The following is a 12,191-nucleotide window of genomic DNA, read 5'->3' as shown; positions in this document are numbered from 1 at the left end:
TCAATGTTGAGATCCTCATTAAGGAAATACTGATTCCAAATATTCTCACCAATTGTTGCAGCCTAAGTTGTTTATCCTGTATATTCCGGTTTTGACAAATCTGGAAAAGTCTATAATAATAATATACTTAAAACTGATTGGTTCCAATAATCATTAGTGAAGTCGCTTATTGTAATAATAATGAATCTAGCCTCAAGGAGATTTTTATGAAGAGATGTTTCATCGTTTTGATTTTAATGGTTTTTGTCTTAACAGTAGCTGGATGTGAGAAAGAGGGGACAGCTGAAAAAGCAGGAAAAACTTTTGATAAGATGCTTGATTCTGCAAAAGATAAAGTTAACGAAGCTACAAAATAAAATCCTTCAATCCTCTATTTAACAGATATTTAGATAAAAAATTAGAATAGCAGTTTGGAATCAATTAAAGCGAAAACGCGGCCCCGTTTAGCTGAACGAATAAAAAAAAGCTCCTGAAGGTCGGAGGGGGGGTGACCATCAGGAGCTTTCTTCCCCCCTCGAAAGGGGAGAACTCAATTCGTTTTTTAGTTCTAAGCTAATTCATCACCATTTGTCAATCAAAGAATTGCATCTTGTGCCTGTAACAGGCTGACTTGGAAATTCATTATGTGTCGTGAGATAAAACGCTCTGTTTGCCCCTATGACTGTCCCGATGCCTGCTCTTTGTTGGTCGAAGTGAGAGATGGCAAGGCCTGCAACGTAAAAGGTGATCCTGATCACCCTTTTACACGCGGAACTCTCTGCCCAAAGATGAACCATTATGAAAAGACCGTTCACTCTAAGCGTCGATTAACCACCCCTTTGTTGCGGATAGGGCCCAAAGGAAGCGGCGAATTTAAGCCGGTTTCTTGGGAATATGCGATTGCGCGTATTGCCAGGAGTTGGCAAGCGATTATTGATACTTGTGGTGCTGAAGCGATTCTTCCTTACTCTTATGCTGGAACCATGGGGATGATTCAAAAGGAAGCTGGACACCCATTTTTCTACCGCTTGGGGGCTTCAAGACTTGATCGTACTATCTGCTCTCCGGCTAAATCAAAAGGGTGGATGGCGGTCATGGGGGCTACCCCAACCGTATCTCCAGATGTTGCAGCTCAAAGTGACTTGGTCATTATTTGGGGAGCGAATACCGTTTCTACTAATATACATTTTCTCCACGGCGTCAATAAAGCCAAAAAAAACGGTGGTAAAGTCTGGGTGATAGATACCTATCAGACTCCAACTGCGGCTATCAGTGATGAGTTTTTTTTGATTCGTCCCGGGACTGATGGAGCGCTGGCCTTAGGATTGATGCACCTTCTGGATCGGGATGGGTTGCTTGACAGAACATTTTTAGATCAGCAGGTGCAGGGTTTTTCCGAACTTAAAGAGCAGATTTTACCAAACTATCCACCACCGATTGTCAGTCATCTGACTGGCCTGCCCATCGCTACGTTGGAGGCAATGGCAACTGCTTACGGCCATGCTCGGGCCCCCTTTATTCGTTTGGGTAGTGGCTTGACCCGTTATGGAAATGGTGCGATGACAGCGCGGAGCATTGTTGCTTTGCCCGCACTGGTCGGAGCTTATGGCAAACCGGGCGGCGGGTGTTTTGCCGATACAAGTACCGGTTGCTATTTCGATAAGGCGTCAGTCCATCGTGAGGACTTTATTGATCGTCCCACGCGTATTATCAATATGAATCAGCTGGGGCATGCTCTGACTGTTGAGAATCATCCGCCGATTCGCTCTCTTTACGTTTATGCAGCCAACCCCGCGGTGGCCGCGCCCGATCAGAATCAAGTCATCAAGGGGCTGGAACGAGAAGATTTGTTCACAGTCGTGCATGAACGGTTTATGACTGACACTGCTCGCTATGCCGACATTGTCCTGCCGGCAACTTCATCGCTTGAACATGAAGATATCTATCGAGCTTATGGTTCTTATTGTGTCCAGCGAGCCTTTCCGGTCATTCTTCCAGTCGGTGAAAGCAAATCAAACTGGCAGGTATTTTCCCTGTTAGCTCATGCTATGGGGTTTAAGGAGAGTTTCTTTCAACAGAGTGAAAGTGAGATGCTTGAAGCATTTCTGCTTAAATCCGCTCATCGCCTCCACGAGGTCGACTTTTCTGCCCTTAGATCAGGACAACCGCTGGAATTACCCATTCCGAATGGAGACAAGTTGTACCAGACGCCATCTGGGAAAATTGAGATTTTTAATCCCCGTTTAGAACATCCTCTCCCAATCTATATGGCTCCACATGGTGGTGATCTTCCGTTGCAACTGATGACTGCCCCTTCGCTTTATGCGCTCAATTCCAGCTTTTACGAACAAGACGACCTGCGTCGTCAACAGCAGAAGATGCTTTTGATGATGAATCCAGCTGATGCTGAATCCAGAAACTTGGTAGCTGGTGAACAGGTAACCGCGCGTAACGAACGTGGCGAAGTGGATTTTATTTTGGATGTGACCGACAAGACTCCAGCCGGAGTGGTTGTCGCTGAAGGAGTTTGGTGGATTGAATTTGCTCCGGGAGTGCGTTCGGTCAACGCTTTGACTTCGCAACGCCTCACAGATGACGGGGGAGGAAGTACCTTTTATGACACCCGGATTGAGGTTGAAAAGGGTAAAAGCAGAGATGTATTGTTATCAAATAGTCTGATTTGATTTGAAAATAGCTTTCTAAGACCCATAGCGGATAGTGTTGTTCTACATTTCTTTGTAGCTGAACTACTTTTCTGCTATGGTCTGAAAGACGGGTTCGTCGTAGCTTTTAAATTAGGGGCTGTAGCTCAGTTGGGAGAGCGTCGCGTTCGCAACGCGAAGGTCGTGAGTTCGATCCTCATCAGCTCCACCAAAAGTTATCCAGAAGGTGGTGTTTGCCCTTGTTCTTAGTATGAAATTCTGGGCGACCACAGGAACGTTGTCATTCTGTATGGTTTTCTCGTGGTAGTAGTTAGAACATATAAGACAAAAAGGAGCAGTAGGATGGATGTCACAGAAAAGGTTTTAGAAGTGATGCGTGCCGAAGGGCAACCTTTAAATGCCGGTAAAATTGCTGAGCTTGGTGGTCTTGAACGCAAAGCAGTCGACAAGGCAATGACTCAATTAAAAAAAGAGGAAAAGATCGTTTCGCCCAAGCGTTGTTATTGGACTCCAGCTTAGTCTAACAAGGCGTATGAATTTATGATGCTGAACCAACAAGCCCCAGTCTATGATTGTGGGCTGAGGCTTGTTGCTGTGTCACTGTAGCTCTGATGGATGTGAGTCTATGCATGGAAATCCCGCCAGGGCTGCTACCCATTCCATCAAATATAATCCTCATCTTTAAATCACTGCTGATCAATATAATAGCTTAGATATAAATTTTTCCATGTCTTTACGTTGTGTAGCATCGGGTTGACGACCTATTCCAGCTGCCATGTTGTCCTGAAGGTGATGTCGTTTAGTTGTCGCAGGAATGACGCAGGTTACCGCCGGATGAGAAACAATATATTTAAGGAAAAATTGTCCCCAGCTTTGGCAATCAAATTCGGCAGCCCACTCAGGTAAGGGTTTGCCTTTGACAGCACGGAACAATGATCCACGTTGATACGGACGATTGACCAGGACAGCGATACCCCGATCAGCGGCAATTGGAAGTAATCTGTTTTCGATTGTTCGATCCTCAATGTTGTAACTGAGTTGCACAAAATCGAAAGGTTCCTGACGTAAAATGGTTTCCAACTCACGATGATTACGTCCATGTGAAGTGGTGATTCCCAGATAGCGGAGTTTACCTTCTGACTTCCATGCTTTGAGGGTTTTTAGTTGTGTCTGCCAATCGCGCAGGTTATGGATCTGGATCAGGTCGAACCTGTCAACACCCCATTTTTTTGCTGAGCTCTCCATTTGTTGGATTCCTGCCTGTTCTCCATTGGTCCACACCTTGGTTGCCGCAAATAAGCGATCCCGTCCACCGGACTGCGTCAACAGCTTCCCGATGATCTGTTCGGCGGCACCATACATCGGAGAAGAATCTATAAGTTCGCCTCCTAGGGTAAAAAAATCCCGCATCAATGCCACAAACTCTGTCATTACCGCAGCGTTAGGATTGACGTCAAAAGTTCGTGAACTCCCCAGCCCAATCACTGGTAAGCTTTCAGAAGTCCCCGGAATGATTTTTCGTAAGATCGTTGAGTTTGCTGCTTTCAGTTGCCAAGGGGCGAGTATGAAGGAGGCCAGCGCCACATTCATAAGGGTGATAAATTCCCGCCTGTTTAACCAACGTTTATTTATATTCATGTTGTCATTTCCTTTTCATTGGCTTGAAGTTTCTGTTGCTTGCCCAGCCGGTAGCTGATCCAAGCCCATGCTCCACAGAGCGGGACTGCGATCAATGCAATTGCCGCTAAACCAAGACCGAGGGCCTGCAGGCCAGCATAGACCCATGCGCTGACAACATCGCCACTGCGATAAATGACAGTATCGATGATGTTTTTTGCTTTGTATTTTTGTTCTTTGTCGAGAACGACAAAGAGTATCTCCCGCGCTGGTTTCATCAGCGCATAGTTCCCAGACCGCCGTGCCACCTGGACGCAAACCATGACTCCAAGTGTGGGGACAAATGCCAATGCAAGAAAACCGACACTAAGCAGTAAGGGGATCAGCGCCAAGGCCCATCCCAGTCCTAAGAGTTTGATGATGCGACTGGTTAAAAAAAACTGAAAAAAAATAGTAAGAGCATTGGTGGCTAAATCCATGGCAGCAAAAACAGTGGTGCGTTGTGCCGCATCACTAAAGCTATCGTGAATGATTTGGGCCTGTTGAAAATAGAGGAAAGTGGAAAGTGTTGTGTAAAGGAGAATTAACAGACAGATTCCAAATAAGTAAGGTGAAGTCATGATCATTCGTAGCCCGTCAAAAACACCGCCCCCTAAAGCAGGATTTGTATCCTTGACGGATTTCAAGATCTGAGGCGATGGGGAAGTCACCGAAGCTGTGTTCTTATCGTTCCAGGAATTGAGACGATGAATTGACAGAATCGCCCAAACCAGCCCTATTACAGAAATCAGCAGCAGGTTTGTTGTCCCCAGGGGGGCCGCTAAAATGACGGTGATTGTCGGTCCAGCAAGTGCTCCAGCTGTGCCGCCCGCAGCAACAAAGCCAAATAGGCGCCTCGCCTGATTATCATTGAAAAGGTCGGCCATAAAGCTCCAGAAAACCGAAACAATGAACAGATTAAATACACTTGTCCAGATGAAAAAAGACCGGGCGATCCAGGTGTAACTCCATCCAAAATAGAACAGAAAATAAAAAATCAGGAGGTTGCTGATGAAGAAAAGATAAACGAGAGGCAAGAATTGTTTACGTGGATAGCGGGATGAAATCCAACCAAACATCGGTACCGCCACAAGCATAGCCACGAAAGTACCAGTGAAAAGCCATTGCAGGTTTTCGACGCCACCAGCGATGCCCATTTCATCTCGAAGTGGACGCAAGATATAATACGAGCAAAGGAGGACAAAAAAGTAACTGAACGACCACAACAGTGGTTGAATCTCTTCCTGCTTTACTTTGACCAGTTTCAACAGGATGGACAGAAACCAGTCTGTTGCCGGGGTGTCACCTTTAGCCATGCATAAGCCCTCCGTATTTAAGAGGTATGATCTATTATAAGTTAAGATCCGTCAGCATGGATAGGGGCACACGCCTGAGTCGCGTGTTTTTTCCAGTGTGGATATTATGTCCATGAAACAGCAAATATGCGTGGTGGTAGGAATATATTAAATTAAGAATTCCAACTGGTTAGAGGCCAAGCCTATCGGTCACTGGTGATCTGTCTCTTTTGTGTTCTAACCGGTTCAAAGGGTGGAGAGCACCCACGGTTAGAACTTATTCAGGATAAACGTTTTGAAAACGATCGATCAGTGACCGAAATAGGCAAAGACTCAGTCCGGTCCGAAATGCTTTTGTGGGATATTATTCGTCCTTATACTTTTCCATAAATTGGTGTGCGGTCTCCATCATCTCAGGCGACCCTGTAAAGAAAGGAACACGTTGATGCAACTCAGTTGGTTTTAAGTCAAGGATGGGGTTATAACCATCTGTAGCCAGTGCACCAGCTTGCTCAGCTAAGAAGGCGATCGGATTGCATTCATAGAGTAAGCGTAATTTCCCTGATGGCGCCTGTGCTGTTTGCGGGTAGATATATATACCGCCTTTGAGTAAATTGCGGTGAAAGTCAGCAACTAAAGAACCAATGTAACGTGACGTATAAGGACGGTTTGTTGTCTTATCCTCTTCTTGGCAATATTTCAGGTATTTTTTTACCCCTAATGGGAATTTGATATAATTCCCTTCATTGATTGAATAAATCTTACCTGTTTTCGGAATTTTGAGAGATTCATGGGAGAGGCAGAACATGCCAATCGATGGATCATAGGTGAAACCGTGAACCCCATTACCCGTGGTGAAAACAAGCATGGTTGAAGAACCATAAATCACATAACCAGCGGCGACTTGTTTTCGACCCACCTGGATGAAATCGTCTAATTCTACGGGACCATCATTTGGGGAGACTCGGCGGTAGATGGAGAAAATTGTCCCCACTGAGACATTGACATCAATGTTTGATGAGCCATCGAGGGGATCCATAAGAACAACATAGCTGGCATTTCGACTATTTTTGTTATCAAAAAACACGAAATTATCTTCTTCTTCCGATGCGATTCCACAGACTTCACCACGGGCGATTAAAGCATTCTTAAAGATATCATTGGCGTAAATATCAAGTTTTTGTTGCTGTTCACCTTGAATGTTCTTTACGCCATTTGAGCCGGTAATATCGACCAAGCCTGCCTTGTTAATTTCGCGGTTCACAATTTTTGAAGCAAGCTTGATCGCGCCTAACAACGCACTTAACTCACCTTTTGCATGGGGAAAGTCTGCTTGTTTCTCAATGATAAATTCACCCAGTGATTTCTGTGTTCTCATTGCAACTCCTTGTGAGGTCATCTGTTCCGATGGTTGTCTCATTCTGCACCTTTTTAGTGTAGGCCTTCATAAAATCGTCTCTAGTATCAAGTTCTTTTATGACTTTGTCAAACGATAGAGAAGATAGTCCTGTGATTGTAGGATCAATCGAAAAGAGCTCCTGTTTGTCTTTGAACCATATCAACCACACTTCAGTTATCTCCTCTTGGGCAACGGCAGACTAAGATTGAAAGCGGTATTAAAGTTTGCATCCTGTGTTGTTTAGAAAAAAGATTCAAATTTGGAAGACAATTCAAGCAAAACGTATTACTCTTGCTGAGCGGTTGGCCGTTTGATTGCTAGCACCATTGATGTTGACCCCCGATGCTTTTGAGCGCTTCTCTCAACGGATCGCTTGTTCAGTGAGTCCAATTCAAGCTGGCAAATCAACTCTAACTATCACCTAAACTCTAAATGAATACGCAAATATTTAATGCCACCTAATACCGGCCTGCATCTGTGGAGCCATAGGTGGTCAACCCTATTTAACTATACAGAAAAATCATGCCACTTTTTTTTATCTCTTTTGCGATGACCATAATCGGAATCATTTACTTTGCCTATGGAGCTAAAGTTAAAGCCCATAGTCGCAATGAATTTACGCTTGGTGGGAGAAAAGCTAATTCGTGGGCCGTTTCAGGTGCTATTACCGGAACCCTGGTGGGGGGAGCGTCAACGATAGGGACCGCTCAACTGGCGTTCCTCTATGGCCTTTCGGCGTGGTGGTTCACCTTGGGAGCAGGATTGGCCTGTCTGTTCCTCGGACTATTTCTAGCCCGGCCCTTACGTGAAAGTAATGTCGAAACCATCCCTCAGTATATCTCACGCTATTATGGTGAACCCGCCCGGGTTGCCGCCAGTCTTTTCACTGGGCTAGGAATGTTTGTCCAGATCGTTGCGCAGTTGTTGGCTTGTGGTTCCATCCTGGCGGTCATGTTTCAACTGTCATTGCAATGGAGTGCAACTATTTCAACGTTACTGGTGATCCTTTTTACCCTTGGTGGCGGGATGAAAGCTGCTGGAAGAATCGGCTTGATTAAGATGGGATTGATCTATGCGACCATGCTTTATGCCGGTTTTCTGGCGTTGAATCATGCCGGAGGATGGCACGGATTGCACGAAACATTCCCTGACTATCCTTGGTTCAGTTTCTTCGGATATGGAGTTCAGGAAGGCTTATCAGACCTGTTATCGATGTTGGTCGGAGTTATTTCCACCCAGACTTATCTACAGGCAATATTCTCTGCAGCCAATGGGGCGACCGCTCGCAATGGATCATTTATCAGTGCGTTGATGATTTTCCCCCTTGGGTTGCTCGGTGTGCTGGTGGGTCTGTATATGCGGCAAAGCTCCCCGACTATGATCAGTGCTTTAGCGTTACCGGCGTTTATCTCAGAGAATTTTCCAGCCAGTTTTGCCGGGATTGCCTTTGCGGCTCTATTAATTGCTGCTGTAGGTACGGCATCAGGATTAGCGCTTGGCGTGTCAACGACCCTGAAGATTGATATATTGCGTAGTTGGTTGACTGGTAACGTAGCTGAATTATTATATTTCCGAGTGCTTACCACTGTGGTGGTGTTAATGGCGTTTGTTTTGTTGCTGTTAAATTTAGGTTCAGCGATTATGGATTGGAGTTTTCTCTCCATGGGGTTACGTGGTGCAACCCTCTTTTTCCCACTATTATTTGCGGTTTTCCTGCATAAATATCATCTCCGCAGGGCAGGGGCCTTGTCGATTTTTATTGCTCCGACTTCTGTCATCGTGGTGGGGATGATGCAACGAGTCTCGATATCGCCACTTTATTTTGGCCTCTGTGTCTCTCTAGTTATTTTTGCGGCAGGATTTCTGATTAACCGCCACATACATTAATTTAATGGTTTCTAGAAGGCTGATTCTAGAATTTAATTTAGTCAACTTCATATTCACATCTTTCATCAGTCCTATTTATGGAACTAAAATTCCTTTAATTGCAGGGGATTAGAGATTTTAATACACCCATTGATATTGTATTTAAAGTAATTCTATAAAACCGATAACTTATATTGATTTTATAGCGCTTATCCATTATTATCTCTTCTGTTAATAATTAACATCTATTGAAATAGCAAACCCAAGGAGACTTGGGGACGCAAAGCCACGGGTCCTATGCGGATAGCCGGGTTGCCGAAGGATGGTACCAAAGCCCCTTTTCGGCCAGAAAAGGGGCTTTTTAGTTTGACAGGATTAAAAGTCTTGTTTTTTTGGGGGGGGGCTATACTTGATGCTTGGCTAGCAACATAGTGCCATGCAAACCTGGAAGCATCCCATCTATATGAGCATGTAAACAATGTTCAGAATAAACAAAAAAGCTTGTTTTGTTTGTGCTGAACAATTTGCTTTGCATGTTTTCTTGCACACTGTTAAACGCAGGCCATGACCTTAAGTTAATCTGGATTATGAAATGATGAACAGTATCCACGTTCATTGGGTCTTTTATTTTTAAACAATAAATATTTTAAACCCCTGATATGACAGATAAATAAGGTTTTGCAGGAGCGTCAAAACCATTCACCAGCGTTCAATCTCTGTGGTTATCCTGTGTCAAGTATGTGCTCTAAAGGCGGTTACATAAACATGGATAAAGTCCTAATAGTTGACGATGAAAAATCATTTTTGCTTTCTCTTCACGATGGCTTGAGCAAGCACAAAGAGAAATTTGAAGTGCTATGTGCAGACAATGGACGAGAGGCCATTGATATTCTGCGGACAACCAAGGTCAACTTGCTACTGACTGATTTGAAAATGCCTGAGATGAATGGTTTTGAGATTTTGGCTTGGGTTTTAAGATATCAACCCAAACTGTCAGTCATTGTCATGTCAGCATTTGGAACTCCAGAGATTGAAGAACGTGCCGAAGCCATGAATGCCCTTCAGTTTTTAAATAAGCCCTTAGATCTGGAGACGGTAGAAAGTGCAATTTTTGAAGGGTTATCGACTGGAACGAATAGTTTTATTCGTGGGATCACTTTGGCGACATTTTTGCAATTGATGCATGTCGAAAGAAAAACCTGCACTCTGACAGTCACTTCAGCGGGCAAATGTGGTCATTTGTATCTCTTTGCTGGAGAATTGGTCAATGCTGAAATTGGAGATATCAGTGGCATTGAAGCCGCTTTGAGCATTATTGGTTGGGACAACGCAGAGATAGTTATGTGTTCAGTCTGTGAACGGCGGGAGAACGTTATTAATTTCTCTATGGAACATTTGTTGATGGAGGCATTCAGGGCTATCGATGAAGCCAATCACGGCATAAAAGCGAACAAGCAACTCAAATCCATTGTCAACGGTTCTGATCGAGATTGTTGTAAGACTGCTGCTACTCAGGGAGAAGAAGTAGGAGCAGACCATATAAACACGTCAACAGATGGCAATAATGCCAAAACCTCTGCTCTGGAAAATGATTCAGAACAGAACCACTTAACCACACCAAAAGGAGTTCAAATGATGGAAGAAAAAATGGAGGTCTTAAAAAAGATCAAAGGATTTATTGCGGCAGGGGCTTTCTCCGCAGATGGTGAAATTATGGCTGAAGTCTCTGTCTCCAGTACTCTGCGATTAGCTGAAGTTGGCGCATTAGCAAACGACATTCTCCTCAAAGCTCAAGAAGAGACAGACATTATGGGCGTTGGTCGGGGCTCAATGGTTCATATTGTTGCTCCTAAAGCGAACTTGTTGATGCGCTGTTTAAATGAAAATACTGACTTCCATAATTCTGAAGCCGGACGGGCACATATACATATGTTGGTTGTTCTCGAAGCTGATGCGAATGTGGCATTGGCTAAAATGCAACTTGAAAAAGTGATTCTCGATATTGCTGAAGAAGTTCGCTAAAAATTTTATTGTCCATTAACGGATATTCAACAAGAGCTCTGGACACTTTCAGAGCTCTTGTTTCCAGCTGGAAAAGAATATGGGGAAATATTGTATTGATCTGCATGTCCATACAAGGCGTTACTCTCCTTGTGCAGAGACCTTGGATCCAGAAAAATTAAGTCTTGCTGCTAGAGAAGCAGGGCTGCACGGAGTTGTTCTGACCGAGCACGATGCGATGTGGTCAGAAGATGAAGTGTTGGCTTTAGAAGATCGCAGTAGGCAAAGGATAAAAATTTATCGCGGTGTTGAAGTTAGCAGTATCGACGGTCATTTTGTCGTCATTGGTCTACGTGATATGCATGGTATTCAAGTTGGAATTCCCGCGACTGAACTGCACATGATAACAAAAGCTGCCAGCGCTACTATGATATTAGCCCATCCACATCGTGGGGGGATCATTACTCAACATTTTGGTTGGACTGACCAGGTTGATGCCATTGAGATCGCGAGTACTGTGACCATAGGTGAGTATGAAGCTGATGCGAGAAATTTAGCCAGTAGAGCTGATCTTCCCATGGTTGCAGGGAGTGATGCCCATTGTCTGGCTATGTTGGGTCGGGCGTATACTGAATTTACTCATCTGCCTGATAATGAAATGTCTCTCGCTCAAGCCATCAAAGCGAATACTGGCTTAGCCAAAAGAAGCGGATAACGACATGTTTTTATCTTTAACATTTGCTCAAGCATTATCTACACTGGGTGAGGAACCACAATTGATCTTTGATGAAACAATTGTTCCCAAGACAGCGCCCTGTGCTTCTCACAGTTGCTACCTCCCTGAATATGACTGGTTATTTCTTTTAGAACGGAAACTGGCCCGTTTTTTGGATCCCTGGTTGAAGAAACACCGCAAACAGTTGATTGGCTCCAGTGGTCTTATCAGTGAAGCTTTATCAAATGCTTATTGTCACGGCCATAAACGTCAGGCGAAGCTCCCCATTGGAGTGAACATATATCAGGGCAACCAAGGAATATTATTGCGAATTTATGATACCGGAAAAGGTTTTGACTATGGCGAAATGCTAGCTAAATATCTAAATAAAAAAAATTACTTTTATAACGCCGGTAATGGCATGAAAAGCATGTATGAAACTGATATTTTTGGGGTTTTTTATGATGATAATGGCAGTTCTTTTCATCTTCTCTATTTGTTTGATGAAAGTCTAATTGCGCAATATCTCAGACCTGAAAGGTGTTAGATCTCCCCCGTCTGTGCTCCTTGTCAATTATGTTTTCTTTCTCAAAGCATAATGCGGCTACCTACCTTGA

General features: G+C 44.1%; 10 protein-coding genes, 1 tRNA gene and 1 riboswitch. Of the genes, 8 read left to right on the top strand and 3 right to left on the bottom strand.

The features are described 5' to 3' along the window. Window positions 1-206: 206 nt before the first annotated feature. The 4 genes from BLU87_RS17370 (at window position 207) to BLU87_RS15400 (ending at window position 3,161) form a co-directional block, all read left to right on the top strand. Window positions 207-356 (top strand): hypothetical protein, encoded by a 150-nt coding sequence (locus tag BLU87_RS17370; RefSeq protein WP_175498427.1) that lies wholly within the window; start codon window positions 207-209, stop codon window positions 354-356. 267 nt (window positions 357-623) lie between these two features. Then, on the top strand, window positions 624-2,663 hold the full coding sequence (locus tag BLU87_RS15410) for a molybdopterin-containing oxidoreductase family protein (protein ID WP_092350449.1): 2,040 nt from the start codon (window positions 624-626) through the stop codon (window positions 2,661-2,663). Between the two features lie 114 nt (window positions 2,664-2,777). Then, window positions 2,778-2,853 (top strand) — tRNA-Ala (locus tag BLU87_RS15405). A gap of 131 nt (window positions 2,854-2,984) precedes the next feature. After that, window positions 2,985-3,161: a MarR family transcriptional regulator gene (locus tag BLU87_RS15400; protein WP_092350447.1), complete on the top strand. Its 177-nt coding sequence runs from the start codon at window positions 2,985-2,987 to the stop codon at window positions 3,159-3,161. A gap of 177 nt (window positions 3,162-3,338) precedes the next feature. On the opposite strand, the gene BLU87_RS15395 is transcribed toward BLU87_RS15400, so the two are convergent. The 3 genes from BLU87_RS15395 to fbp form a co-directional block, all read right to left on the bottom strand. Then, window positions 3,339-4,280, bottom strand: a complete 942-nt coding sequence (locus BLU87_RS15395) for an aldo/keto reductase (RefSeq protein WP_092350446.1) — start codon at window positions 4,278-4,280, stop codon at window positions 3,339-3,341. Then, on the bottom strand, window positions 4,277-5,614 hold the full coding sequence (locus BLU87_RS15390) for an NTP/NDP exchange transporter (RefSeq protein WP_092350444.1): 1,338 nt from the start codon (window positions 5,612-5,614) through the stop codon (window positions 4,277-4,279). Before BLU87_RS15390 ends, BLU87_RS15395 begins: the two co-directional genes overlap by 4 nt. Before the next feature lie 343 nt (window positions 5,615-5,957). Continuing rightward, complete coding sequence (fbp, locus tag BLU87_RS15385) at window positions 5,958-6,971, bottom strand: class 1 fructose-bisphosphatase (protein WP_092350442.1); 1,014 nt, start codon at window positions 6,969-6,971, stop codon at window positions 5,958-5,960. A 543-nt stretch (window positions 6,972-7,514) separates the two neighbouring features. Here fbp and BLU87_RS15375 point away from each other — a divergent pair. The 4 genes from BLU87_RS15375 (at window position 7,515) to BLU87_RS15360 (ending at window position 12,121) form a co-directional block, all read left to right on the top strand. Then, window positions 7,515-8,879, top strand: a complete 1,365-nt coding sequence (locus BLU87_RS15375) for a sodium:solute symporter family protein (protein WP_092350439.1) — start codon at window positions 7,515-7,517, stop codon at window positions 8,877-8,879. Between the two features lie 224 nt (window positions 8,880-9,103). Further along, a riboswitch (cyclic di-GMP riboswitch) is annotated at window positions 9,104-9,178 on the top strand. A gap of 445 nt (window positions 9,179-9,623) precedes the next feature. Then, window positions 9,624-10,880, top strand: a complete 1,257-nt coding sequence (locus tag BLU87_RS15370) for a response regulator (protein ID WP_175498426.1) — start codon at window positions 9,624-9,626, stop codon at window positions 10,878-10,880. Window positions 10,881-10,959: 79 nt separating this feature from the next. After that, window positions 10,960-11,574, top strand: a complete 615-nt coding sequence (locus BLU87_RS15365) for a PHP-associated domain-containing protein (RefSeq protein ID WP_092350435.1) — start codon at window positions 10,960-10,962, stop codon at window positions 11,572-11,574. 4 nt (window positions 11,575-11,578) lie between these two features. Continuing rightward, a complete protein-coding gene (locus BLU87_RS15360) occupies window positions 11,579-12,121 on the top strand; it encodes an ATP-binding protein (RefSeq protein WP_092350433.1) in 543 nt (180 codons plus the stop codon). Window positions 12,122-12,191 lie beyond the last annotated feature (70 nt).

It is taken from the genome of Desulfuromusa kysingii (assembly GCF_900107645.1).
Lineage (GTDB): Bacteria > Desulfobacterota > Desulfuromonadia > Desulfuromonadales > Geopsychrobacteraceae > Desulfuromusa > Desulfuromusa kysingii.
Note: the sequence above shows the minus strand (reverse complement) of the source record. Positions and strands in the feature narration are given on the sequence as shown.